Source organism: Jiella pacifica, from assembly GCF_010500815.1.
Classification (GTDB): Bacteria; Pseudomonadota; Alphaproteobacteria; order Rhizobiales; family Rhizobiaceae; genus Jiella; species Jiella pacifica.
Map to the genome: position 1 here is coordinate 24,337 of NZ_JAAAMG010000012.1, position 23,423 is coordinate 47,759.

The 23,423-nt window shown below is 66.1% G+C and carries 24 protein-coding genes; 15 read left to right on the forward strand and 9 right to left on the reverse strand.

The features are described from left to right. Positions 1-2: 2 nt before the first annotated feature. The 6 genes from GTK09_RS15030 (at position 3) to GTK09_RS15055 (ending at position 4,116) form a co-directional block, all read left to right on the forward strand. Positions 3-485 carry a chemotaxis protein CheW gene (locus GTK09_RS15030; protein ID WP_163463996.1) on the forward strand — a complete coding sequence of 161 codons (483 nt, stop codon included), beginning with the start codon at positions 3-5 and terminating at the stop codon, positions 483-485. A 171-nt stretch (positions 486-656) separates the two neighbouring features. Further along, positions 657-1,499: a CheR family methyltransferase gene (locus GTK09_RS15035; RefSeq protein ID WP_163463997.1), complete on the forward strand. Its 843-nt coding sequence runs from the start codon at positions 657-659 to the stop codon at positions 1,497-1,499. 145 nt (positions 1,500-1,644) lie between these two features. After that, positions 1,645-2,676: a protein-glutamate methylesterase/protein-glutamine glutaminase gene (locus GTK09_RS15040; protein WP_163463998.1), complete on the forward strand. Its 1,032-nt coding sequence runs from the start codon at positions 1,645-1,647 to the stop codon at positions 2,674-2,676. 86 nt (positions 2,677-2,762) lie between these two features. After that, positions 2,763-3,152 (forward strand): response regulator, encoded by a 390-nt coding sequence (locus tag GTK09_RS15045; RefSeq protein ID WP_163463999.1) that lies wholly within the window; start codon positions 2,763-2,765, stop codon positions 3,150-3,152. After that, entirely contained in the window at positions 3,149-3,688 is a 540-nt protein-coding gene (locus tag GTK09_RS15050; RefSeq protein WP_163464000.1) for a chemotaxis protein CheD, read from the forward strand. Before GTK09_RS15045 ends, GTK09_RS15050 begins: the two co-directional genes overlap by 4 nt. Before the next feature lie 80 nt (positions 3,689-3,768). Further along, positions 3,769-4,116, forward strand: coding sequence for a DUF8776 family protein (locus tag GTK09_RS15055; RefSeq protein WP_163464001.1), 348 nt, complete (start codon positions 3,769-3,771; stop codon positions 4,114-4,116). 159 nt (positions 4,117-4,275) lie between these two features. Here GTK09_RS15055 and GTK09_RS15060 read toward each other — a convergent pair whose 3' ends face one another. The 5 genes from GTK09_RS15060 to rpsF all read right to left on the reverse strand — a co-directional run bounded on the left by GTK09_RS15060 (position 4,276) and on the right by rpsF (position 8,450). Then, positions 4,276-5,553, reverse strand: a complete 1,278-nt coding sequence (locus GTK09_RS15060) for a cyclopropane fatty acid synthase (RefSeq protein WP_163464002.1) — start codon at positions 5,551-5,553, stop codon at positions 4,276-4,278. 349 nt (positions 5,554-5,902) lie between these two features. Beyond that, positions 5,903-6,505: a 50S ribosomal protein L9 gene (gene rplI / locus GTK09_RS15065; RefSeq protein WP_163464003.1), complete on the reverse strand. Its 603-nt coding sequence runs from the start codon at positions 6,503-6,505 to the stop codon at positions 5,903-5,905. An 81-nt stretch (positions 6,506-6,586) separates the two neighbouring features. Then, positions 6,587-7,546, reverse strand: a complete 960-nt coding sequence (locus GTK09_RS15070) for a hypothetical protein (RefSeq protein ID WP_163464004.1) — start codon at positions 7,544-7,546, stop codon at positions 6,587-6,589. A gap of 193 nt (positions 7,547-7,739) precedes the next feature. Continuing rightward, positions 7,740-7,988, reverse strand: a complete 249-nt coding sequence (rpsR, locus tag GTK09_RS15075) for a 30S ribosomal protein S18 (RefSeq protein ID WP_163464005.1) — start codon at positions 7,986-7,988, stop codon at positions 7,740-7,742. A gap of 6 nt (positions 7,989-7,994) precedes the next feature. Beyond that, on the reverse strand, positions 7,995-8,450 hold the full coding sequence (gene rpsF, locus GTK09_RS15080) for a 30S ribosomal protein S6 (RefSeq protein ID WP_163464006.1): 456 nt from the start codon (positions 8,448-8,450) through the stop codon (positions 7,995-7,997). A gap of 390 nt (positions 8,451-8,840) precedes the next feature. Here rpsF and GTK09_RS15085 point away from each other — a divergent pair, with 390 nt between their 5' ends. The 6 genes from GTK09_RS15085 (at position 8,841) to GTK09_RS15110 (ending at position 13,130) form a co-directional block, all read left to right on the forward strand. Further along, positions 8,841-9,248 (forward strand): DUF6152 family protein, encoded by a 408-nt coding sequence (locus tag GTK09_RS15085; protein WP_163464007.1) that lies wholly within the window; start codon positions 8,841-8,843, stop codon positions 9,246-9,248. Positions 9,249-9,274: 26 nt separating this feature from the next. After that, positions 9,275-9,754 (forward strand): DUF2214 domain-containing protein, encoded by a 480-nt coding sequence (locus tag GTK09_RS15090; RefSeq protein ID WP_163464008.1) that lies wholly within the window; start codon positions 9,275-9,277, stop codon positions 9,752-9,754. Positions 9,755-9,856: 102 nt separating this feature from the next. Beyond that, on the forward strand, positions 9,857-10,402 hold the full coding sequence (locus GTK09_RS15095; protein WP_163464009.1) for a hypothetical protein: 546 nt from the start codon (positions 9,857-9,859) through the stop codon (positions 10,400-10,402). Positions 10,403-10,480: 78 nt separating this feature from the next. Beyond that, entirely contained in the window at positions 10,481-10,765 is a 285-nt protein-coding gene (locus GTK09_RS15100) for a hypothetical protein (RefSeq protein WP_163464010.1), read from the forward strand. Between the two features lie 105 nt (positions 10,766-10,870). Then, positions 10,871-12,490, forward strand: a complete 1,620-nt coding sequence (locus GTK09_RS15105) for a BCCT family transporter (RefSeq protein WP_312869890.1) — start codon at positions 10,871-10,873, stop codon at positions 12,488-12,490. A gap of 328 nt (positions 12,491-12,818) precedes the next feature. Next, positions 12,819-13,130 carry a BrnA antitoxin family protein gene (locus tag GTK09_RS15110; protein WP_163464011.1) on the forward strand — a complete coding sequence of 104 codons (312 nt, stop codon included), beginning with the start codon at positions 12,819-12,821 and terminating at the stop codon, positions 13,128-13,130. On the opposite strand, the gene GTK09_RS15115 is transcribed toward GTK09_RS15110, so the two are convergent. Both GTK09_RS15115 and leuB read right to left on the reverse strand, forming a co-directional pair. After that, positions 13,127-14,317, reverse strand: coding sequence for a BaiN/RdsA family NAD(P)/FAD-dependent oxidoreductase (locus tag GTK09_RS15115; RefSeq protein ID WP_163464012.1), 1,191 nt, complete (start codon positions 14,315-14,317; stop codon positions 13,127-13,129). The two genes, GTK09_RS15110 and GTK09_RS15115, sit on opposite strands and share 4 nt — an antisense overlap. Before the next feature lie 88 nt (positions 14,318-14,405). After that, positions 14,406-15,521, reverse strand: coding sequence for a 3-isopropylmalate dehydrogenase (leuB, locus tag GTK09_RS15120; protein WP_163464013.1), 1,116 nt, complete (start codon positions 15,519-15,521; stop codon positions 14,406-14,408). Between the two features lie 393 nt (positions 15,522-15,914). On the opposite strand from leuB, the gene GTK09_RS15125 reads away from it, so the two are divergent. Next, positions 15,915-16,838 (forward strand): mechanosensitive ion channel domain-containing protein, encoded by a 924-nt coding sequence (locus GTK09_RS15125; protein WP_246217928.1) that lies wholly within the window; start codon positions 15,915-15,917, stop codon positions 16,836-16,838. Positions 16,839-16,880: 42 nt separating this feature from the next. Here GTK09_RS15125 and GTK09_RS15130 read toward each other — a convergent pair whose 3' ends face one another. Further along, positions 16,881-17,441 carry a thioesterase family protein gene (locus GTK09_RS15130; protein ID WP_246217929.1) on the reverse strand — a complete coding sequence of 187 codons (561 nt, stop codon included), beginning with the start codon at positions 17,439-17,441 and terminating at the stop codon, positions 16,881-16,883. Positions 17,442-17,649: 208 nt separating this feature from the next. Here GTK09_RS15130 and GTK09_RS15135 point away from each other — a divergent pair, with 208 nt between their 5' ends. Next, entirely contained in the window at positions 17,650-19,062 is a 1,413-nt protein-coding gene (locus GTK09_RS15135) for an FAD-binding oxidoreductase (protein ID WP_163464014.1), read from the forward strand. Positions 19,063-19,292: 230 nt separating this feature from the next. After that, positions 19,293-23,165 (forward strand): AsmA family protein, encoded by a 3,873-nt coding sequence (locus tag GTK09_RS15140; protein ID WP_281353382.1) that lies wholly within the window; start codon positions 19,293-19,295, stop codon positions 23,163-23,165. On the opposite strand, the gene GTK09_RS15145 is transcribed toward GTK09_RS15140, so the two are convergent. Continuing rightward, positions 23,143-23,418, reverse strand: a complete 276-nt coding sequence (locus GTK09_RS15145) for a ribbon-helix-helix domain-containing protein (RefSeq protein WP_312869891.1) — start codon at positions 23,416-23,418, stop codon at positions 23,143-23,145. The two genes, GTK09_RS15140 and GTK09_RS15145, sit on opposite strands and share 23 nt — an antisense overlap. Between the last annotated feature and the right edge of the window lie 5 nt (positions 23,419-23,423).

The following is a 23,423-nucleotide window of genomic DNA, read 5'->3' on the forward strand; positions in this document are numbered from 1 at the left end:
GGATGACGACCGTTTCGCCACCTCTCAACGACAATCGGAACGACCCGCGGTCGGCGCGCGAACTCATCGCCTTCTGCATCGGCGAGCAGGAATTCTGCGTCGACATCATGTCGGTCCGCGAAATCCGCGGCTGGACGCAGGCAACGCCCCTGCCGCATGCACCGTCCTACGTGAACGGTGTCATCAACCTGCGCGGCGCGGTGCTGCCGATCGTCGATCTCGCAGCCCGGCTGGGATTTCCGCGTACCGTGCCGACGGCGCGCAGCGTCATCATCGTCGTCAGGGTCGAACTGCAGCTGTTCGGTCTCCTGGTCGACGCGGTGTCGGACATACTGACCATCACCGACGAGCTGCTGCAGCCGACGCCCGATCTCGCATCCGATCTCGCCAAGACCTTCGTCAGGGGGGTCATGGCGATCGAGGGCCGGATGATCTCGCTGATCGCGACGGACAACGTCCTGCCGCAGTTCCAGTCGGCTGCCTGAGACGATGCCAATGCGGCGTCCCGCCCGGGGCGTGCGCGAACCAATACGGGCAGCGATACGGCTGCGCCCACCCAGGAGTACAGGTCGGTGACGGCAACGCGTGAGTCCATAACGCACGTTTCCAAGCGAGCGGGCGCGGGCGCCGCGACGCTGGGCAACGGTGAGTTCCCGATGACGGAGCGCGATTTCGCGACCATCGCGAAGCTGCTCTACGAGGACGCCGGCATCTATCTTGCCGACACCAAGGCGACCTTCGTCTACTCCCGTCTATCCAAGCGTCTGCGCGCCCTCGGGCTGGAGAGCTTCAAGGACTATTGCGCCCTCGTCGAGGCCGGAGCCGGGACCGAGGAGCGAATGACGATGCTCGCCTCGCTCACCACCAACGTGACGCATTTCTTCCGCGAGATGCATCACTTTGATCAGTTGCGCGACGTCCTTCTGCCGCCACTCCTCGCCGAAGCCAAGCGTGGCGGCCGCGTCAGGATCTGGTCGGCCGGTTGTTCGATCGGCCACGAACCCTACTCGATCGCCATGACGATCCTGTCGCTGATGCCGAACGCGGCGGAGTACGACGTGCGGATCCTGGCGAGCGACATCGATCCGAACGTCGTGGCGACGGGGCGGGCAGGGGTGTACGGGGCGAGCGCCCTCGAGAGCGTTCCCGCCGAGCTGCGCCGCAAGTGGTTCCGGCCGAGCGTTGGCGAAGGCGGCGGCCGCGGCGTGGCGGCGACGGAAATGCTCTACGAGGTGGCCGACCCGCTGCGCGATCTCGTGGCCTTCCGCGAGCTCAACCTCAACGGCGAATGGCCGATGCGCGGAATGTTCGACGCGATCTTCTGCCGGAACGTGACGATCTACTTCGACCAGCCCACCCGGGAACGGGTCTGGAAGCGGTTCGCCGACCGACTTCTGCCGAACGGCGTCCTGTTCATCGGGCATTCGGAACGCGTCACCGGACCGGCTCTCGAGGCCGTGGAGTTTCACGGCAACACGTCCTACCGCAAGATTCGGTGACGGCATGCCGGGCCATGCCGAAGTTCCGTGCAAGTCCGGCACCGTGTCTCATGCGGCGCGACGACTGCTCGGAAAGAGGCCCCACGCACTGAACCGCCATCCGATGGTCCGCGTCCGGGTCTCGGAGCAGGGAGAGATCTGAGAAATGTGCGCAGCCAGCGTTCTCGTCGTCGACGACTCGGTCACCATGCGGGCCTTGATCAAGCATGCCTTGAGCCGTGACCCTGACATCGTCGTCGTGGGCGAGGCGGCGAACCCGTACGAAGCCCGTGACAAGATGAAGCAGCTCGATCCGGACGTCGTCACCCTCGACGTCGAGATGCCGAACATGAACGGCATCGAGTTCCTGGAAAAGATCATGACGCTGCGGCCGACGCCGGTCATCATGGTGTCGAACCTGACGGCACCCGGCGCCGCCGCGACGCTGGCGGCGCTGGAGATCGGCGCGTTCGACTGCATCGCCAAGCCGAGCGCCCGCGAGAGCATGTTCAGCGAGCTGCCCGGATTGATCAAGGAGGCGGCGAAAGCGAAGTCGGGGATGGCGAAGCGCCGCAAGGGCTCTGTCACGCCGCATCATTCCGGCTCCGATCCGGCCAGGGATCGGCGCGTGCAATTGCCGCACCTCGTCGCCATCGGCTCGTCGACGGGCGGCGTCGAGGCGCTGATGCAGGTTCTGTCGGAATTTCCCGCCGACTGCCCGCCGACGGTGATCGTCCAGCACTTGCCGGCCGCCTTTACCGGCTCCTTCGCCGCCAGGCTCGACAGGGTTTCTCGGGCACGCGTCAGCGAGGCGAAGGGGGGCGAGCCACTGCTGCCCGGCCATGTCTATCTGGCGCCGGGCGGCATGCGCCACATGATCGTCAAGCAGGGAGCGCGGGCGACGGTGGCGCTCGTCGAGAGCGACACGGTCTCGGGCCATCGCCCTTCGGTCGACGTGCTGTTCGCCTCGATCGCCAAGAATTTCAGCGGCCCGACCTGCGGAGTGATCCTGACGGGCATGGGCCGGGACGGTGCGCAAGGGCTTCTTCAAATGCGCAAGTCCGGAGCCCAGACGTTTGGCCAGGACGAGGAAAGTTCGCTCGTCTACGGCATGCCCCGCGTTGCTCACGAAATTGGTGCCGTGGAACGTCAACTGCCGCTCGGACGCATTGCGAGGCAGATATTCAATGGTGGGTAAACTCTTACAGATCAAGGATTTTATGACCGGAGGAGAGACTTCTTTCATCAAATTCGCGTCTACTCGGCCTCGGAAGGAATAGCGTCATGAGCATCGCAGATCACCTCAAAGTCCTGATCGTCGACGATCACCGAACCAGTCGCATGCTGATCCGCGACGCGTTGGAGCAACTCGGCATCAAACAGATCGTCTTCGCCTGCGACGGCGAGGAAGCGTTGAAGGCGATGATGCAGACGCCTTGTCACATCATCATTTCCGACTTCAACATGCCAAAACTCGACGGAATCCAACTGCTCAAGGCGATCCGCTCGTATGGCGCGACGAAGAAGACGCCTTTCATCATCCTCACCAGCAAGGGTGACCGCGAACTGGTCATGAAGGCGGCACAGCTCGGCGTGAACAATTTTCTCGCCAAGCCGATCACCGTGCCGGTCCTGAAGAAGACCATCGAGGCGGTCGTGGGGCGGCTTCAATGATCACGGCAGGTCGGCAGAATCGCATTCACATCATGCAGGGCGAGGCCAAGGTCGAGCGCGGGGAGGATACCATCCTGACCACGCTGCTGGGCTCCTGCGTGGCGGCCTGCATCCGCGATCCCGATGCCGGCGTCGGCGGGATGAACCACTTTCTTCTGCCGGGAAGTGGCGGATCGGAGGCCGGGCGGGCCGAGAGCTTCGGGCTCTATCTCATGGAAGTCCTGGTCAACGGCCTTTTGAACCGGGGTGCGCGGCGCGGACATCTCGAGGCGAAGCTGTTCGGCGGCGCGCGAACCGTCGACGGTCTGTCCGACGTCGGCGCCAAGAACGCCGCCTTCGCCGAACGCTTCCTGCAGATGGAGAACATCCGCTATCTCGGCGGATCGCTCGGTGGCACACGCGGCCGCAGGATCGAATACTGGCCACACTCGGGCCGGGCGCGTCAGATCTTCTTCGAAGAGACGTCGATGCCAAAGATCCCGGTGGCAGCTCCGGTCAGGGCGCCGCAATCGATCGGCGACGTCGACCTGTTCTAACCGACACCGTCGGCGGCACAGAGGTCTTCGTGTCCGTCTTCAAGAAAACAGCCGGTTGGCCGGACAAGTCGAGAGTGCCAATGACTTCCCTTCCCGTCTCCAGCCTGTTGCAGATCCTGGCCGAGGAACTGCGCTCGCTCGCCGTTACAGCCGAAGAGATGCACCACCTCGTCTGTCACGAACATCTCTCGCGCGATCCCAGCTACATCCGGGCCGTGCAGAAGATTGATCATACGACCCAGGTGCTCGACAATCTCTCGAATTTCGTCTCGGCCGTCGGCGAGCAGACGGGCGAGGGCTGGTCTATCACCATCGGCCCGGCGCTCGAGACGATCCGGCTCTCGGAACTGAAGCAACGGCTCCACAAGGCGGAAATCGACGACGTGGCCGCCAACGATGACGACGGCGATCTCGAACTGTTCGGTTGACCTTCGTTCGCCAGGCGGTTTTCCGAGGACCGCCGGGCGAAACTGGCCTGCCGAACGGCGCCTGGCCGAGGGGCGCCGACGGATGCCGTACGAACGACGAAGCCCGCGGCAGGAGCGTGCCGCGGGCTTCGTCGTCCGGCGGGACCGGCAGGGCTGCGGCTATTCCGCCGCCTCGCGCCCGCGCAGCTTCGTGACGTTCTCGGCTCCGGTCTCGTCGAGCTGCCGCAGACGGTCCTCCTCGGCGCTCATATAGCCGCGGGTGATCGGCAGGGCGTCGAGGTGCTTGGTGAACTGCAGCTGGAATACCACGAGATTCTGCCAGCGGAAGGCCGATTCGGACGCCGCGAGGTAGAATTCCCACATCCGGCAGAAGCGCTCGTCGTAGAGCGCCTTGGCCTCCTCGCGCCGCGCCAGGAAACGCTCCCGCCAGTGCTTCAGCGTTTCGGCATAGTGGATCCTTAGGACCTCGACGTCGCTGACGATCAGGCCGCTGCGCTCGGCTGCCGCCATCACCTCGGAAAGCGCGGGTATGTACCCCCCCGGGAAGATGTACTTCTGGATGAAGGAATTGGTGTTGCCGGGCCGATCGTAGCGGCCGATCGTGTGCAGCAGCATCACGCCGTCGTCCTTCAGGATCTTCGAGCAGTGCGAGAAATAGGCGTCGTAGAAGCCGACGCCGACATGCTCGAACATGCCGACCGAGACGATCCGGTCGAACGGGCCTTCCGTCTTGCGATAGTCCTGCAGGCGGAACTCGGCGCGATCGGCAAGGCCGGCCTCCTCGGCCCGTTGCCGGGCGATCGCCAGCTGCTCGTCGGACAAGGTCACGCCGACGACGTTTGCCGACAGGTTGCGGGCGAGGTAAAGGCCCATGCCACCCCAGCCGCAGCCGATGTCCAGGACCCGCAGGTCGTCGCGGTCGAGGCGCAACTTGGCGGCGATGTGTCGCTTCTTGGCGATCTGGGCCTCCTCCAGCGTCGCGTCCGGGCGCTCGAAATAGGCGCAGGAATACTGCCGGTCCTCGTCGAGGAACAGGTCGTACAATTGGCTCGACAGATCGTAGTGATGCTTGACGTTGGAGCGGGCTCGCCTGGGGGTGTTGTACTGGACGATCCCACGGGCGACGCGGCGCATCCGTTCGATCGCCCGCATCCAGGGTCGGCTGGTGACGTGGTTGCCGGCGTTACGGAAGATCAGGGCGAGGACGTCGTACATCGTGCCTTCGACGACGTCCGTGCCTCCGTTCATGTAGACTTCGCCGAACTTGAGGCTCGGATTGAGCGCCACCGCCCGCTCCGCCGCACGCGTGTTGAAGCGCACGACGAGCGGCTCCCCGGTGCCATCGCCCCAGGTCTCGAGCTTTCCATCGGCGTCGATGACGCTGAAGGTGCCGGTGTGGATAAGTGTGTCGAGATAGTATTTGAGAATGCGGTTCATTGGCGCCGATCTCCTGGCAAGAGCCGTCGGAGCATCGAGTGGCCTGCAGTCCGCCGGCTACCGTCTTGACGACGGCGCGCCCTAACCCACGGTTGCTCGCAAACGAAGCGTTCACCGACTGCCGAGCCCCCCGCTCGCGGTCTTCCCCGCCCGTTTCGATGTCCCCGCGGATTGCGTTCAGATGGTCGCTCGAGGCTCCAGAGACCGCGGCGGCTGGACTCTGCCGTCGGGTACTGGTTGCTCGTTCAACTTACATCGGGAATCCTAAGCCCATCAGCGAATATGAAAAGAGCCCCATTGGTATGGGGCTCGTATTTTTGACATCAAATCGTCATCAGGCGGCTGGCGTTTACGCAGCCGGCTCGTCTACCTCGGTCTCACCCTCGACGTCGGCCTCGTTCTCGTCTTCCTCCGCCTCGTCCTCCAGGGCGTAGTCGGGCTGGTCCGAACCGTAGATCGCGTCGGCCGAGCTCAGATCTTCGCCGCGTGCCTGCCGTTCGGCTTCGTCCGGCGAGCGGGCGATGTTCAGCTGGACCTCGACCGTCACTTCCGGATGCAGGCTCACCTCGACGGTGTGCAGGCCGATCGCCTTGATCGGCTGGTTGAGCTCGACCTGGTTGCGGCCGACCTTGAAGCCGTCATTGGCAAGGATCTCGGCGATGTCGCGCGTCGAGACCGAACCGTAGAGCTGCCCGGTTTCGCCGGCCGAGCGGACGACGATGAAGGACCGGCCGTTGAGCGTCTCGGCAACGCCGCGCGCCTCGGTCTTGCGCTCTTCGTTGCGCTGGATCAGCTGGGCCTTCTGGGCCTCGAAACGGGTACGATTGGCCTCGTTGGCGCGCAGCGCCCGGCCGGTCGGCAGGAGGTAGTTGCGCGCATAGCCATCGCGGACGCGGACCGTGTCGCCCATCTGGCCGAGTCTTGCGATGCGCTCGAGGAGAATGACCTGCATGTCTGTCTTCCTTTTTCTTTCTTGGTTTCGGACTTGTCTTCGAATTTCCGGCTCAGGCCGGGAAGGGGGCGCGCTTCCGGCTCAGGCCGGGGAGGCGGGGCGCATCCGCTTGATCGTGTCGTAGATGCCGAGGCAGGTGAACACGAACAGCGGGAACGAAAGGATCATGATCGCCGCATAGGAGACGAACAAAAGCAGACCGCGGTTCGAGCGACCGCGGGTGCGGGCATGCAGCTGGCCGAGGCCGACCAGGGTGAAGGCCATGCCGAAGGCGCCGCAGGCAACCAGCGCGATCTGTTCCACCGGGCCGGAGACGAAGCTCGCCGCAAGGCCTGCCGCGAAGACGAAGAGGGCGGCGGGCGGCAGATGGAGCGCCGTCGGCAGGTCGTCCTTCGGCCGCGGCAGCCGGTCGGAGATGCGGGTGAGCCAGGCGGCGAGGTAGAGACCGAGGCCGAGCACCAGCGTCAACACTGCCGGCTGGACCAGGGGGATGAGCGAAAGCAGGAGCGTCGCGATGGCTTCGAACTCGGCGTCGTCGATCTGGCCGGCATTGCCGCTCTCGCGCAGCGTGTCGACGATTTCAGGCTTCAGCGCCGCGACGTCGTAGCCGAAATACCAGCCGAGCCCAATGCAGGCGAGGGCGGCCATGGCCGCGATCGCGAAAAGGATGCGCTCCACAGGGAACCACATGAGCTGCGGCCGTTCGCCCACCGGTCCGGGGCCGCGTTCTGCGGGGCCGTCTTCGGCGACCGGCCGCGCCAGACCCGCGAGGTGGCCGGCGATCGCCGCCGGCAGGCTCATCGCGGCGAACAGAAGGACGCCGCCCGACACGAGGCCGGAAATCGCGGCGACGAGGCCGGCCGAGACCACGGCCGCGAGGAAGCCGGCGACGCTGCCCCAGCCGAGACTGGCGATGAAGATCGGGATCGGCGCGGCGAGCGCCAGTGTGACGGCGGAACCGGACTGGACGACGAGCCCGACGAAGAGCAGCGCGCTGGCCGCTCCTGCCGCAATGGCTATGAGGAGATTCGAGGGTTTCATCGTCCGGTCGCTGTCCTGCGTGTCTCGCAGTTAGAGGCCATTTCGGGCCCCAACTCGATCGCCGCCGGCGCCTTGCGCCGCAGCCATCTTCATGAAGATCGCGCCCGGGTCGGCCCCGAGCGCGATTGGGTGTTGTCTTGCCCTTTCGGGCGCCAGGGCGTGTCTCCGCGAGGGATGACGCCCGGTGGTCGGCCTACTTGATCACGTAGGGCAGAAGGCCGAGGAAACGGGCGCGCTTGATGGCCTTGGCCAGGGCGCGCTGGTTCTTCTGGGACACCGCGGTGATGCGCGAGGGCACGATCTTGCCGCGCTCGGAGATGTAGCGCTGCAGGAGACGGACGTCCTTGTAGTCGATCTTCGGCGAATCGGAGTTCGAGAACGGATCGGACTTGCGGCGGCGATGGAACGGCCGGCGAGTCGGCAGCTGTGCAATATCGACCATTTGAACTTACTCCGAATCGTTATCGCGTGGGCGGCGGGGACGATCGTCGTCGCGGTCCCGGCGCGGGCCCCGGTCACCACGATCGCCGCGGTCACCCCTGTCGCCGCGATCGCGGTCGCCGCCGCGGCGAGGCCGGTCGTCGCGCTTCTGCATCATCGCGGAGGGACCTTCCTCATGCGCGTCGACGCGGATGGTCAGGTACCGGAGCACGTCCTCGTTGAAGCGCATCAGGCGCTCCAATTCATCGACGGCCGCGGAAGGCGCGTCGATGTTGAGCAGCGTGTAATACGCCTTGCGATTCTTCTTGATGCGGTAGGTGAGGGTCTTCAGACCCCAGTTCTCGACCTTGACGACCTTGCCGCCATTGGTTTCCAGAATGCCCCGGAACGTCTCCACCAGCTGATCGACCTGCTGGTTCGAGATGTCCTGGCGCGATAGGAATACGTGCTCGTAAAGAGCCATTCGCGTAACGCCTTTCCAACTTCGTCCATGTTGAGCCCGATCCAGCGGCTAAGCCTCTGCGACTTCCCTGGTCGGCCGCAAGGCCGCTTCGGAAAGGCGATGTCGAGAGCGGTCGAGAGCGGAGACACGGGAAGCAGGCGACATTCCAGCGCCATGAAGCCAGCGAACCGGCAGCCTTCCGTTCAGCCCCCAGCTGAAAAACCGGGCTTTGACGAAGGCGGGCGATACACCGTGCCCGCGGAAAACGCAAGGGCCCGATGGATCACGAGAGGGATCACGCCGGCTTGACGGATCGCATTGCCGGTGCGGGCGTATTGGTAAGGCGGGCTCGTCGCCACCGGTATCATGCCTGTCGACGGACCGCAGAGACCGTAAAGGGAGACACGATCCATGCGAAGCTCGTTCATCTCGCGCACCATCGCCGCGCTCGCCGTCGGCACCGGCCTGTCGCTCGCCGTCCCCGTCACCGCCGTCGCCCATCATGGCTGGGCCTGGACGGAGGAACAGGAGAGCCGGCTCGAAGGGACGATCACTGAGGTGTCCCTCGGCAATCCGCACGCGCATATCGAGGTGGAGACCGACGATGGCGTCTGGGAGGTCGATCTCGCTCCACCTTATGCCACCCAGCGTGCCGGCTTCGTCGAGGGAGTCGCCAAGCCCGGCGACCGGGCGAGCTTCACCGGCCATCGCTCCAAGGACGCCGGCGAGCGACGCTTCAAGGCCGAGACCGTCACCGTGGGCGACAAGACCTACGACGTCTATCCCAGCAGGCAGAAGAGCATGAAGCCGGGCACCTGATCGGCACGGCATGACAGGGCGGCGACATGCTGGAAGACTTTCTCGGCCTGATCGCCAATTCCTGGCCGGCGCAGGCGCTGAAGACCTCGCGAAGCCTCTATCCGCTGGTCAATGCGGCGCACATCCTGGCGTTTGCGACGCTCTATGGTTCCATAGCCACGCTCGACCTTGCCGTCCTGACCAAGGCGAGAGGCGAATATCTCGCGCCGCTCGCCCGCCTGGTGCCGCGCGTTGCGGGAGCAGCGCTTTGCGCCGCGATCGCTACCGGGCTGATCCTCTTTTCCGTCCAGCCCTTCGACTATGCCGAGAACCCGGCATTCCGGGCGAAGCTCCTCATGGTCGTCGCGGGGCTGCTCCATGCCGGTGCATTGCATGCGACCCCTGGCTTTCGGGAGCTGCAGGCCACCGGCACGGCCTCCGCAACGCTCGCCATATCGGCAGCTATCTCCCTGGCAATCTGGACCGCGGCGATCGTAGCAGGCCGCTTCATCGCCTTCATGGGGTGAGCTCGTCACCTCAATCTTCCGTTCCGGTATCATGCTGGTGCGGGGCGGTCCGATGGTCCTATGATGGACGATGAACGAGCGCCGGACGTGAGGAGTGAAGCGATGCTCGTAGGTCGGTCCAGCGCGCCAGGGCGGCTCTTGCTTCACCTGATCCTGGCGGGCTTGTTCATGGCAGTCATTGCCGGACCCGTTTCGGCCACGGCGGCGCCGGAAGCCGGGCGGGGCCTCGTGGATACCGTCATTCTCGACGAACCGGGGCTGGTTGCGGTCCTGTCGGGGCGAGACCTCGAGGGCGTCTATGCCGACGCCACACCCTGGGCGGAATCCTACTACCTCGACGGGACCCTCTCCTATCGCGACCGGCTGGGTCTCTGGGCGGGGGATTGGAGTGCCTCGAACGGGCGCTTCTGCACGTTCTATCGCAACCAGGGCATCAATGGCGGCTGCTTCCTGGTGGCGAAGCGCGGAACCAACTGCTTCGATTTCTATGCCCTCGATACCGCCCTGCGGCCAGGGGCGACGAGCGAGGAGATCTTTGCCGGGCGGAACTGGACGGCCCGAGGCTGGTATGTCGAAGCGGAATCCAGTTGTCCGGCCGACGATCGGCAGATCGTCGATATCGACAAAGGCGCCCGCGCCAGAACCTGAAAACGATTCGGGCAAAATCGAACTCTGGAACGAAGAAAGGCGGCCGATCATCCGATCGACCGCCTTCCGATGCAATGCATGGAACGGATCGCCGCGTCAGACGCGGCGCGGCTCTCGCTGCGGCGGATCATTGCGGGACTGCTTGTCCCGGCCGAGGAATTTCTTGGCGACCCAGCCGACCACGATCGTCTTCAGGATACTCCTGATCATCTTTCATCTCCCGTAAGATTTTCCTGGATCGATAACGCCGCAGATGTCGATGAGTTGCGTGTCGGCGACGAATTCGGGACCGTCGGCGGGTTTCGTCCGCCCGTTCCGGATGATGCCATTCCTCTTGACGTTGCGGAGAGCCGGTTCAGTTAGCCGTCCACGATCAACGCAGAGGGTCATCGAGATTTGACGTCGACAACGAGAGACGAACGCGGAGCGGGTCCGGGCGACGGCCGAAGGCAGAGCGATGGCACCGGCGTGAAGACCGGGCCGCTGGGGCCGTTTCCCCATGTGAGCCACCCGGTCTTCCTGACCTCCGCTGCGCTCATCATCAGCTTTCTGGTCTTCGGCGCCGGATTTCCGGAAACCGCGAACACCGTCTTCCAAGGCGCCCAGACGGCCATTGCCGATTATTTCGGCTGGTTCCTCATCCTCGTCACCAATCTCGCACTCGTCCTGACGGTCTATCTGGCCTTTTCCCGCTACGGGGACATCCGGCTCGGCGCCCAGACCGAGACGCCGCAATACGGGCTGATGTCCTGGATCGCGATGCTGTTTTCCGCCGGCATCGGCATCGGCCTTCTCTACTGGGCCGTCGCCGAGCCGCTGTTCCACTTCTTCGCGCCGCCGATGGGAGAAGCCGAAAGCGTCGAGGCGGCGAAGCAGGCGATGGTGCTCGCCTTCTTCGACTGGGGCCTGCACGGCTGGGCGATCTATTGCATCGTCGCGCTGTCGCTCGCCTATTTCCACTATCGCAAGGGCCTGCCGCTCTCGATCCGCTCGGTGCTCTATCCGCTGATCGGCGAGCGCATCTACGGGCCGTGGGGCCACGCGGTCGACATTCTCGCCGTCTTCGGCACGATGTTCGGTGTCGTCACGTCGCTCGGCCTCGGGGTGATGCAGATCAATTCCGGGCTCGAGACCTTTCTCGGCGTCCCGGACAGCATCTACGTCCAATTGGGCCTGATCGCGCTGATCACCGCCTTCGCGACGGTCTCGGTGATGCTCGGGCTCGACGGCGGCATCAAGCGCATCTCCAACTTCAACATCTATCTGAGCTTCGCGCTTCTCGCCTTCTTCGTTATCGTCGGACCGACGCTCTACATCTTCGACAGCTTCATCGAGAACGTCGGCAACTACATCGGCAGCCTCGTCAAGTTCAGCTTTTGGGTGGAGGCCTATTCGGGGACCAACTGGCAGGTCGACTGGACGCTGTTCTACTGGGCATGGTGGATCTCCTGGTCGCCCTTCGTCGGCATCTTCATCGCCCGCATCTCCCGCGGCCGGACGATCCGCGAGTTCCTGCTCGGCGTCCTTTTGATCCCCACCACGATCCTGTTCTTCTGGTTCACCGCCTTCGGCGGCACCGCCATCAAGTTGGAACTCGACGGCAATCCCGGCCTGATCGAGGCGACCAAGGCAGATTATGGCGACGCGATCTTCAAGCTGATCGAGTTCTTCCCCGGCACGCCTTTGATCGGCGGCCTCATCATCGTGATGATCGTCGTGTGGTTCGTCACCTCGTCGGACAGCGCCAGTTTCGTCATCGACATGCTGACCGCCGGCGGCCACGCCGATCCGCCGCGCATCCAGCGGCTGTTCTGGGCGATCACCGAAGGTGCGATCGCAGCCATGCTCCTGGTCGCGGGCGGTCTCAAGGCGCTGCAGGCGGCGGCCGTCGTCGCCGGCTTCCCCTTCGCCTTCGTGCTGCTGGTCATGATGTACTCGCTCCTGCGCGGCCTCGGACGCGACAAGCTGGTGCTCTACAGGGCCGACCAGTGGTTCCAGACGGAGAAGGAAACCGACGTCAACACGCCGGATCCGTATCGGGACGAGCATGCGCTGAAGGGCCCGCCCGGGCTGGCGAGCGGCGGGTGAGTGCCAACTTTCCTGTGAATGCCAAGTGACATGGAGAAGAGCGGTGGCGGATTTCCCGCCGCCGCTTTTTTCGTGATACAAAAATTACATGAGGATCGTGGGGGACGAGCCGAAGCGCCGCCAACCTTGCCAAGCACGGGCTGGATTTTCGATCGCTGACGACGGAGTTCTTCGAGGCCGCCGCTGTTGCAGTCAGCCGTAACGGGCGATTTCTGGCGATCGGCCGCTCGAGCCCACTTCAGCTGCCGCCGTCGTATTCAGCCGCTTGGCTCCGAAGCCGTTTCCGACATCGGCATGCGGCCTGCCTCATCAGGCGAAAGGAGGTTCCATGACGAATTCGAGCGATAAGGTCTTCGATCCCGAACACGCCGCTGCCAACCGCTACACGAAATCCGACTGGGACGAGGTGTCCGACAATCCGGAATGGACCGTGGAGGATTTCGCCGGTGCCGAACCCCTCGCCGCAACGTTTCCCACGCTCGACGCGAGCATCAAGCGCAGTCGGGGCCGGCCGAAGAGTGAGAAGCCGCGCCAGCAGATCTCCCTGCGGCTCGATCCGGATGTGATCGCCAGGTTCAAGGCGACGGGGGAAGGGTGGCAGTCCAGGATCAACGAGATCCTGACAAAGGCCGAGGTCTAGACGCTCAACCCGAGGCGGCCGCTTTTTGCGACCCCGATCGCCCGCCCCGCCGCCACGCCCGACGACCACGCCCACTGGAAATTATACCCGCCGAGCCAGCCTGTGACGTCGACGGCCTCTCCGATGGCGTAGAGGCCGGGGACCTTGCGCGCTTCCATCGTCTTCGACGACAGCTCCGCCGTGTCGATGCCGCCGGCGGTCACTTCCGCTTTCGCATAGCCTTCGGTGCCGGTGGGGCGGAAGGTCAGGCGGGTCAGGGTCTCGGCCGCCGCGTCCAGCGCCTTGTCGGAGAGGTTGCCGAGTTCGGCGGTGAGGCCGATGCGGGCGGCGAGGGCCTCGGCCAGGCGGTTCGGCAGATGTTCGGCGAGGGCTGCCTTGAGATGGGCGCGGGGCATTCTGCGCTTGGCCGCGCGCAGATGATCGGTGGCATCGGTGAGAACCGTGAGGGCGATCGTCTCCCCCGGTGACCAGTAGGACGATATCTGCAGGATCGCTGGGCCGGAGAGCCCCTTGTGGGTGAACAGCGCGGCCTCGGCGAAGGCGACGTCCCGCACCTTGGCCACCACCGGGCAGGCGACGCCGGAGATCTCCTTGAACAGCCGCTCCTCGCCGCCGAGGGTGAGGGGCACCAGCGCCGGGCGGGGCGTGACGACGCTCAGGCCGAACTGTTCGGCGATGGCGTAGGCCCGGCCGGTGGCGCCCATCTTGGGGATCGACGGCCCGCCGGTGGCGACGACGAGGTTCGGCGCCGAGTCGCCGCCGACCGTGAAGCGGCCGTCCCGATGGCCGATCTCGCCGATCTGGGCGGACAGGCGGATTTCGACGCCGCCGCGCCGGCATTCGGCGAGAAGCATGTCGACGATCTGCCGGGCGGAGCCGTCGCAGAACAGCTGGCCGAGAGTCTTTTCGTGGAAGGCGATGCCATGGGCTTCGACGAGGGCGAGGAAGTCGAACTGGCTGTAGCGCTTGAGCGCGGATTTCACGAAATGCGGGTTTTCGGAGAGGAAGCACTTTGGCTCCGTCCCCAGATTGGTGAAGTTGCAGCGCCCGCCGCCGGAGATCAGGATCTTCTTGCCCGCCTCGCTCGCATGATCGACGACGAGGACGCGGGCATCCGCCTGGCCGGCCGTCGCCGCGGCAAGCAGGCCCGCGCCGCCGGCCCCGAGAATGATCGCGTCATAGGTCATGGGGGGCTTTTATGGCAGAGGCGCGCCGGCCGAAAGCCTGCCTGCCCCGCTTATGCGCCTCGTGACGAAAGTGCGACAGCGATGACGTTCAACCCGCGAGCTTTGCCCGAAACCGCTCCGCCACCGCGTCGCCCATGCGGCTCGTGCCGACCTCCGTGCAGCCCGGCGCCATGACGTCGCCGGTGCGGATGCCGGCTTCCAACGTCTCGGCGATGGCAGCCTCCAGCGCGTCGGCCTCGCGGACCATTTCGAAGGAATAGCGAAGACCCATGGCGAGCGAGGCGATCATCGCCAGCGGGTTGGCCTTGCCGGTGCCGGCGATGTCCGGCGCCGAGCCGTGGACCGGCTCGTAGAGCGCCTTGCGCTTGCCGGTCTTGGCGTCCACTGCGCCGAGCGAGGCCGAGGGCAGCATGCCGAGCGAGCCGGTGAGCATCGCCGCGATATCGGAGAGCATGTCGCCGAAGAGATTGTCGGTGACGATGACGTCGAACTGTTTCGGCGCCTTGACGAGCTTCATGCCGCCGGCGTCGGCGAGCTCGTGCTCGAGCGTCATCTCGGGATATTCCTCCCGGTGCACCCGCGTGACCACCTCGTTCCAGAAGACGCCGGATTTCATCACGTTGCGCTTCTCCATCGAGGTGACCTTGCCACGCCGCGTCTTGGCGAGGTCGAAGGCGGCCCTGGCGATGCGCTCGATCTCGTAGGTGTCGTAGACCTGCGTGTCGATCGCCCGCTTCTGGCCGTTGGGAAGGTCGATGATCTCCTTGGGCTCGCCGAAATAGACGCCGCCGGTGAGCTCGCGCAGGATCAGGATGTCGAGGCCCTCGATGATCTCGCGCTTCAGCGATGACGCGTCGGCGAGCGCGGGATAGCAGATGGCAGGGCGCAGATTGGCGAAGAGCTCCATCTCCTTGCGCAGCCGCAGGAGGCCCGCCTCCGGGCGCTTGTCGTAGGAAACGCCGTCCCATTTCGGACCGCCGACGGCGCCGAAGAGCGTCGCATCGGCCGCCTGCGCGAGCGCCATCGTGGCGTCGGACAGCGGCGCGCCCTCCGCGTCGTAGGCCGATCCGCCGACGAGGGCGGTCTCGGTCTCGAAGCCGGAACCCGCGACGTCGTTGAGGACGGCGATCTGCTTTTCGACCTCGGCCATGATTTCGGTGCCGATGCCGTCGCCGGGCAGGAGCAGGAGCGTCTTCGATGCCATGGTGGTCTCGATCGTTCTGGTTTGACGGGTAAAGGCATATGAGCGGCACTGGGATAGAATTTGCGCGTCGCCTTTGCAACAATCGCGGCTGGCGCAACCAATTCAATTAACGCGCCCGGTGGAGGGATTGTCTCGACCGGCGCAGCCTGACCGCCGGCGCGTCTGCCTTGGCGCGGCAAGACAATCGCGAAATCGCCTGTTGCTGATTGAACGCGCCGGCTCAGGACGACAAGAAGGCGGCGTGCAGGCCTCGAAAACTCCTTCAAATGACCACAATCGGTAAAGCTACGCTTAACCGTATCGGCGTCATATCGGGTCAAGTTCAAACCGTTCGTCGAGCCAGAGCGTCGTCGCCTTTCACCGGGTACTCGGACGCCGGCGGGAGCTTTTGCGTTGTCCTTCTTCATTCCGCCGCGTATCGCCGACAATCTCACCGTCACGCTGGTTCTGATCGCGGCGCTGTTTGCATGCCGAATGATCGGCGACGCGCTGATCGGGCGCCGGTCGGACCCGGTCCTGGTGCGGCGGCACCGCTTCAAGTTGCGGGCGATCTGCAACGTCGTCCTGGCGATCGGCATTCTGGCGATCTGGCTGTCCGAGATCCAGGACATGATGCTGTCGCTGACGGCCGTGCTCGTCGCCGTCGTCGTCGCGACCAAGGAACTGATCATGTGCGCGGCGGGCTCGATGCTGCGCTTCGGGGGCCATCTGTTCAAGGTCGGTGATCGCATCGAGATCGGCGGCATTCATGGCGAGGTGATCGATCACGGCCTGTTCTCGACGACGATCACCGAGCTGCCGTCACGCAATCTCGGCGCGTCCGGAACGGGGCGGACGGTGATGCTGCCGAATTCGATCCTGCTCACCGGCGCCGTCAAGGTCGAGGCGCAGCCGCGCCACTACGCGCCGCATCGGTTCACCCTGACCCTCGAACAGGCGTATCTGCCGGGGCGCGTCATCGCGGCGATCGAGGCGGCGGCGCAGGACGCTCTCTCGCCGGACCGGGAACTGGCGTCCCGCTTCCATCAGTTCGCCGCGCGCAAGGCCGGCTTCGATACGGCCGGGCCGGAGACCGAGGTCAGCGTCGCCACCAGCGAACTCGGCAAGCTGCAGTTCCACGTGATGATCTACTGCCTCGCCAAGGATGCGCGGGCGCTGGAACAGGCGATCACCCTTTCGGTGCTGGACGAACTCGGCATCGGCGCGCAGGGCGCGCAGCCGAGGACCGGCGGCGCCGAAGCGGCGCTGTCGGAACTCGCCCGCCAGCTGCGCGAAACGCCGCCGAAGGAGCGCCGCGACTCCGCCAAGGCCGCGTGAGCCTGCGAACGCTGGAAACCGGGATGGAGCGTTTCGTCCGGCTCAGACGAGTGGTCGGATCGCTCGGCAAAGCTCCGCCGGACGAGGCAGGGTGGTGTGAACCTCGAACGCGGCTTTGACTCTCTGGAACGTCTCTGCCGGAAACGGCGCGACCTTCGGCGCCACGCCGCGCTGGTCGATCGACAGGCTCAGATTCTCCAGCGTCGCCGCGAGCCAGCCGTCGGTGTGGTGCATCTCCTGGAACATGTGCAGGCGCTTCTCGTCGAGCCCGACGATCATCGTCGAGACGATCACCCTGGCGCCCGGCGGCACTTCCTTCAGATAGCGCACATGCGCCTCGGCCGTGTAGGTGGTGAAGCCGGTTCGCTCGCGGTAGCGCTCGCCGAGACCGATCGCGTCGAACAGGTCGTCGATGCCGCGATCGAACAGCACGTGGTAGTAGGCGAGGTTGAGGTGGCCGTTGTAGTCGATCCAGCCGGGTTCGAGCGACAACTCGCGGGAGCGGAACGGCGCGGCGATCGTATCGTCCATGGTGTCGACCTTTTCGTCTGACGGATCCGTTCCGGCGAGTTCGCGCCGGTATTGGCAGATGTCAATCGCCATGCCGGCAGATCCTCCCCGGCCGACGAGGGGCGGGCTTTGCCCGAACGGCTCGCCATGGCAGAAGGGCGGGACGCGGCAATCGCGGGTCAGACCTTCATCGCGCTCGGCAAGGCATTGATGTTTCTGCCGGTCACGGCGCATGGTGGTCGGCGAGGAAAGACGATTCCGTCCGTCGGTGCCGATCGACGGCGGCAAGGGGAGACGCGCCATGGCGCTCAAGGACATTCTGGCCGAACGACCGGCCGTTCGAACCGGCATCGCGGCCACCGTCGCCAGCTTGAAAGAGGCCTTCGGCGAGCGCGTCGTCACCGGCGAGGACGTGCGCCGCGCCCATGCCCACACCACCACCTATCTGCCCAACCAGGCGCCGGACGCCGTGGTCTTTGCCACGACCGAGGCCGAGGTCCAAAAGGTGGTGCGGATCTGCGCGGCGAACGCCACGCCGATCATCCCCTTCGGCACGGGCTCGTCGCTCGAGGGCCACGTCAACGCGCCGCAGGGCGGCGTGTCGCTCGACCTGTCGCGCATGGACCGCGTCCTCGCCGTCCATGCAGAGGATCTCGACTGCGTCATCGAGCCGGGCGTGACGCGGGAGGGGCTCAACGCCCACTTGCGCGACACCGGCCTGTTCTTCCCGATCGATCCCGGCGCCAATGCCAGCCTCGGCGGCATGGCGGCGACGCGGGCCTCGGGCACCAATGCCGTGCGATACGGCACGATGCGCGACAACGTCGTCTCCCTCAACGCGGTGATGGCGGACGGGCGGATCATCCGCACCGCGCGGCGGGCGAAAAAGACCTCTGCCGGCTACGACATGACCCGGCTTCTCGTCGGCTCCGAGGGAACGCTCGGTGTCATCACCCAGCTGACCCTGAAGCTCTACGGCATCCCCGAGGACGTGCTCGCCGGCGTCTGCCCGTTTCCCACGGTCCGCGACGCGGTGAACACGGTGATCCAGACGGTGCAGACCGGCATTCCCGTCGCCCGGATCGAGCTTCTCGACGCCCAGTCGATGGAAGCGGCGATCGCCTATGCCAAGCTCGATCTGAAGCCGCAGCCTTCGTTGTTCGTCGAGTTCCACGGCTCGCCCGCCTCCGTCGCCGAGCAGGCCGAGACCTTCTCCATGATCGCCGCGGACCATGGCGGCGGCGCGCTCGAAGCCTCCAACCGGCCGGAGGAACGAAGCCGGCTGTGGAAGGCTCGGCACGACATGTACTGGGCCTCGATGCTGCTGCGGCCCGGCAGCCGGGCGATCGCCACGGATGTCTGCGTGCCGGTCTCGCGGCTGGCGGACTGCATCGGCGACACCCAGGCCGACATCGAGGCGAGCGGCCTGATCGGCCCGATCATCGGCCATGTCGGCGACGGCAACTTCCACGTCACCCTGCTGCTCGACATGGAGGACGGCCGCGAGATCGACGCGGCGGAAGCCTTCATGGCGCGGCTCGCGGCCCGGGCGGTGGAGATGGACGGCACCTGCACCGGCGAGCATGGCATCGGCCAGGGCAAGCGCGGCTATCTGCGCGCCGAGCTCGGCGAGACGGTGGATTTCATGAAGATGATCAAGGCGGCCCTCGATCCGAAGGACATCATGAACCCTGGCAAAATCTTCATGCTGTGACGCAACAATTGCCCCTCGACATTCCGTATCTGTTCTGGCCTATCCTCCGGGGTCGCCATTCTGCAGGACATGTCCGACGGACGACGCATCGCCCATCAGTCGACCGGAGCATGGCCGAGGGGGGAGCGGCCGAGCCACGGCGGCACATGATGAAGGCCGGTCGTCCTGCGTATCTTCGTAGCGGTCTCGAGCGACGATAGGGAGAAAGGCAACTGGTCAGAGCATTCGTCCTGTTCGGTGGACTGCTCGTTCTGGTGCTGCTCGCGGCGCTGGTTGCGCCTTACTTCGTCGACTGGACGGCCTATCGCGCCGATTTCGAGCGCGAAGCCTCGCAAATTCTCGGTCGCAAGGTCATCGTCAAGGGCTCGGCCTCGGCGCGGCTGCTGCCGTTTCCCTCGGTGACCTTCAACGACGTCGAGGTCGAGGACGAGGACGGTTCCTCGCTGATGACGGTCGAGCGTTTTCGCATGGACGCCGAACTCGCCCCCTATCTCTCCGGCGAGATCTACATCTATTCCATGACCCTCGACCGGCCGCGGGTGCGGCTGCCGCTGCGCCCGGACGATACGATCGGGTGGGTGGCGGACGACCCGAAGATCCCGACCGGGGCGAGGGTCGTTCTGCAGAACGTCGCCGTCAATGACGGTATGGTGGTGATCGAGGACGAGGCGCGGGGGCGCACGAAGACCCTCCTCGACATCGATGCGACACTGTCCGCAGAATCGCTCGCCGGCCCGGTGGTCGGCAGCGGCTCGTTCAGTGTGGACGGCGACGTCGTCACCTTCGATGTCTCGACCGGCATCCCCGGCGAGGACGGCGCGATGCCGGTGCGCCTCACCGCCAGCAACCGAACCCTCGACGCGCAGATCGTTCTCGACGGCAGCGCCAGCGCCTCCGGCGCCGTGCCGCAATTTGCCGGCAGCGTCAGCCTGATCCGCCCGGCGCCGGCGCCGCTGGATACGGCGGATGCTGCAAGCCCGTTCGAGTCCCTCGGCGCAGGCGACGAAGACGCCGCGCCGGCTGATGAGAAGCCCGCAGTTGCCCCGCTCCGCGTCAGCGGCGCCATCACCCTGACCCCCGAAAAGGCGGCGGTCACGGACATGCGGGTCGAGGCGGGCGGCGGGCCGCAGCCCTATGTCCTCACGGGCAGCGGCAGCCTGGACTATGGCGACGAGTCCCGGTTCGACGTCGCCCTGAAGGGCGAGCAGGTCAATGTCGACGCGCTTGGCGGCAACGGCGCGGCGGGCGGCGCAGTGCCGGACTGGTCCTTGCGGGGCGCCGAACCGCCTGCCGAAGCGCCGGAGCAGAGCCTGGCGCGGCGCGTCGAGGCGATGCGCGCCGTCCTCGCCGAGGTGCCGCGCCCGAAGATCGACGGGACGGTCGAGATCTCGCTGCCCGTTGTGACGGCCGGGGACACGACGATCCGCGACGTCGCCGTCGTGGCACGGCCGCGTCCGGCCGGCTGGAGGCTCGACAGCTTCGTCGCGGAAGTTCCCGGCCGCACGCGCATCGAGGCCTCCGGCGACCTCGGTATCGACCGGGCGCTCACCTTCGAAGGCGATCTGCTGGTCGCCTCGCAGCAGCCTTCGGGCTTTTCGGACTGGCTGTCCGGCAACGTCGATCCGGCCGTCCGGGCGCTGCCCCGCGCAGGGTTTTCCGCCAGGACGACGCTGACGGCCAGCCGCCAGGTCTTCGACGCGCTCGAGATCGACGTCGGCGGCAACCCGATCAAGGGCCGGATCGCCCGGGAGGAGGCGGAGGGCGCGACCACGTTGAGCGCCGATCTGACCGGCGGAACCGTCGATCTCGACGCCGTCCTCGCGCTCTCCCGGCTGTTCACCGGCCGCGAGCACTCGCTTGCCGAGGCCGATCGCTTCGATTTGGCGCTGAAGGCCGGACCGATCACCTATGCCGGTGCGAGCGCCGACGCGGTCGATGCCGATCTCCGCTTCGACGGCGATTCCCTGGCGGTCGATCGCCTGCGGATCGACGGCCTCGCCGGGGCACGGCTGACCTCCTCGGGCAGTCTGACCGATCTTTCCGGCGGCGACGCCAAGGGCAAGCTCGACGTCTCGCTCGAATCCGAGGAGCCGCAGCGCTTCTTCGCCTTCCTGCAACGGATCTTCCCGGGCATTCCGCTGATCGAGGTGCTGGCGCCGCGCGCCGCCAAGCTGGCGCCGCTCAAGCTCTCCGGCGAGGTCGAGGCGACCGAAGGTCAGCCCGGCAAGAAGCCGACACTGCTCGTCCGGCTCGACGGCACGGCGGACGGCACCAATATCGACCTCGAATCGGCGGTCGAGAACGGCATCTATGCCGCCGTCGAAAGCGGCCGCTTCGGCCTCGATCTGCGGCTGGAAAACGATCGGCCGACGGTTCTGCTGGGCCAGTTGGGGATCGCGGCGGCAGAGGCTGCGCCGCCGTCGCCGCTCGAAGTCGAGCTGTCGGTTTCGGCCGCCGAGACCGGTCCGGTCGTCGCCAGCGCGACGATGCGCGCGCCGGGCAGCGAAGTCAGCCTCGACGGCAGCGTCGACGTGACGCCGGAGGGCGTCAACGGGGTGGATCTCGCCTTCTACGTCGACAGCGAGGACGCCGGGCCGTGGCTGAGGACGCTGGCGATCGATCTCGGCCAGTCCTTCGACGCGGTTCCGGTGCAGCTGAATGCCGGCGTCATCTTCGGCCAGGGAGCATGGCAGATCGCCGGGCTCAACGGCAAGGTCGCCGGCGTCGACGTTTCGGGCGATCTGGTCGAGCCGGCCGGCAAGCCGCTCGGCGGCAAGCTCCAGCTGTCGGAACTGTCGCTTCCCTGGCTCGCCAATCTCGTCTACGGGCGGTCGCCGCTTGGAGCTTCGGGCGAGGTTTCCTGGTCGTCGGACGCGTTCACGCCGGGCCTCCTGCCGAAGCTCGACGTGGCCGTCGACCTGTCGGCCGGCCGGCTGGAACTGGCGGGCGGGCTGGCACTGTCGAACGTTTCTACCAGCCTCGACCTCACGCCGACATCCGCTTCGCTGAAGAACATCCGCGCCGAATTCAATGGGGCCGAGACCGCCGGTAGCCTCGTCATGCGCAATGCCGACGGGCTCGCCGGCTTCTCCCTGGCGGCTTATGCCGACGGCATCGATCTCTCGGCGCTTGCTCCGGCGGTGTCCGGCGGCGAGGGGCCGGCCCGGCTCGATGGCGAAATCCGGCTGGATTCGAGCGGCCAGTCCTATCGGGCGCTGATTGCGGCATTGTCGGGTGCCGGCGAACTGACCCTGACCAATGGCAGGCTTCCCGGCGTGCCGGAGGCGATCATGCAGCCGCTTCTGGCAGCCGCGGACGCACCCGACTTCAAGCCGCAGGCGGAAACGGCGCAGACCTTCCGATCGCTCAGCCAGGCGAGGTCCTTCGACATTCCCCAGGCGACCGCCGAATTCGCGGTGACGGGCGGGACGCTCAAGCTTGCGCCGGTCGAACTCGCAGGCGAAGACTCCCGCCTGACCATCGATGCCAGTCTCGATCTCGCCAGCCTCGATCTCGGCGGCAATCTGAGGCTGGCTCTCGATGCGGGGCTCGACCGTGTCGAGGGGACGGAACCGCTGGTGACCTATTCCCTGGAGGGCTCGATCGCGGCGCCGAGACTTGATCTCGATGCCGCGGCGCTGACGAACTATCTGTCGGTGCGGGCGCTGGAGCGCGAGCAGGCGCGGGTCGAAGCGATGCAGGAGAGCCTGGAAGAAAAGCTGCGGCTGCGCCGCGAGGCCCGGTTCTACCGCTGGCGCAAGACCGTCGCCGAGAATCGCGCCGCGGAGGCCGAAGCGCACCGCAAGGCGGCCGAGGAGGAAGAGGCGCGGGCCATCCAGGAAGAGGAAGCCCGGCGCGAGGCGGCGGAAGAACGGGCGGCGCGCGAGGCTGCGGCGAAGGCGGCCGCTGAAACCGAAGCCAAGCCTGCGGCTCCCGCGCGACGCCAGGCGGCGCCGAAGCCAAAACCGCCGGCGAGCGCCGGCACCTCGAATCGCGATGTCCCGTCGGCGCTGACCTTCGACCGGCCTTTGCCGAATGCGAGCAACGCCGACAAGCCGGATTTCCAGTCGCTGCCGGGCGTCACCAATCCTCTGGATTTCTGATCGCGCCGGATGTCCGGCTCGGGAGCCCCGGGCCCGGCGCGGCGCGGGCGAGCGCGTCTTCCAGCACGTGAAGCCGGATGGCCGAGGAGAGATTGGCGGCGGGATCGCGCTCGGCATCGATGCGGGCGATCAGCCGGGCCAGGGCCACGCCCTCTCTGGCCGCGATCTCACGCAGGCACTGCCAGAACCGGTCCTCGATGCTGATCGACGTCGGATGGCCGCTGATCGAGACCGATCGCTTGACAATGGCCACCGTTC

Excerpts from the sequence above, each read along its gene's own strand:
- GTK09_RS15035 (WP_163463997.1), top strand. The coding sequence starts at position 657 with ATGACGGAGCGCGATTTCGCGACCATCGCGAAGCTGCTCTACGAGGAC.
- GTK09_RS15055 (WP_163464001.1), top strand. The coding sequence starts at position 3,769 with ATGACTTCCCTTCCCGTCTCCAGCCTGTTGCAGATCCTGGCCGAGGAA.
- GTK09_RS15045 (WP_163463999.1), top strand. The coding sequence starts at position 2,763 with ATGAGCATCGCAGATCACCTCAAAGTCCTGATCGTCGACGATCACCGA.
- leuB (WP_163464013.1), bottom strand. The coding sequence starts at position 15,521 with ATGGCATCGAAGACGCTCCTGCTCCTGCCCGGCGACGGCATCGGCACC.
- rplI (WP_163464003.1), bottom strand. The coding sequence starts at position 6,505 with ATGCAGGTCATTCTCCTCGAGCGCATCGCAAGACTCGGCCAGATGGGC.
- GTK09_RS15110 (WP_163464011.1), top strand. The coding sequence starts at position 12,819 with ATGACGAATTCGAGCGATAAGGTCTTCGATCCCGAACACGCCGCTGCC.
- GTK09_RS15090 (WP_163464008.1), top strand. The coding sequence starts at position 9,275 with ATGCTGGAAGACTTTCTCGGCCTGATCGCCAATTCCTGGCCGGCGCAG.
- rpsF (WP_163464006.1), bottom strand. The coding sequence starts at position 8,450 with ATGGCTCTTTACGAGCACGTATTCCTATCGCGCCAGGACATCTCGAAC.
- GTK09_RS15085 (WP_163464007.1), top strand. The coding sequence starts at position 8,841 with ATGCGAAGCTCGTTCATCTCGCGCACCATCGCCGCGCTCGCCGTCGGC.
- GTK09_RS15030 (WP_163463996.1), top strand. The coding sequence starts at position 3 with ATGACGACCGTTTCGCCACCTCTCAACGACAATCGGAACGACCCGCGG.
- GTK09_RS15095 (WP_163464009.1), top strand. The coding sequence starts at position 9,857 with ATGCTCGTAGGTCGGTCCAGCGCGCCAGGGCGGCTCTTGCTTCACCTG.
- GTK09_RS15050 (WP_163464000.1), top strand. The coding sequence starts at position 3,149 with ATGATCACGGCAGGTCGGCAGAATCGCATTCACATCATGCAGGGCGAG.
- GTK09_RS15115 (WP_163464012.1), bottom strand. The coding sequence starts at position 14,317 with ATGACCTATGACGCGATCATTCTCGGGGCCGGCGGCGCGGGCCTGCTT.
- GTK09_RS15040 (WP_163463998.1), top strand. The coding sequence starts at position 1,645 with ATGTGCGCAGCCAGCGTTCTCGTCGTCGACGACTCGGTCACCATGCGG.
- GTK09_RS15130 (WP_246217929.1), bottom strand. The coding sequence starts at position 17,441 with ATGGCGATTGACATCTGCCAATACCGGCGCGAACTCGCCGGAACGGAT.
- GTK09_RS15060 (WP_163464002.1), bottom strand. The coding sequence starts at position 5,553 with ATGAACCGCATTCTCAAATACTATCTCGACACACTTATCCACACCGGC.
- GTK09_RS15070 (WP_163464004.1), bottom strand. The coding sequence starts at position 7,546 with ATGAAACCCTCGAATCTCCTCATAGCCATTGCGGCAGGAGCGGCCAGC.
- GTK09_RS15100 (WP_163464010.1), top strand. The coding sequence starts at position 10,481 with ATGGAACGGATCGCCGCGTCAGACGCGGCGCGGCTCTCGCTGCGGCGG.
- GTK09_RS15135 (WP_163464014.1), top strand. The coding sequence starts at position 17,650 with ATGGCGCTCAAGGACATTCTGGCCGAACGACCGGCCGTTCGAACCGGC.
- rpsR (WP_163464005.1), bottom strand. The coding sequence starts at position 7,988 with ATGGTCGATATTGCACAGCTGCCGACTCGCCGGCCGTTCCATCGCCGC.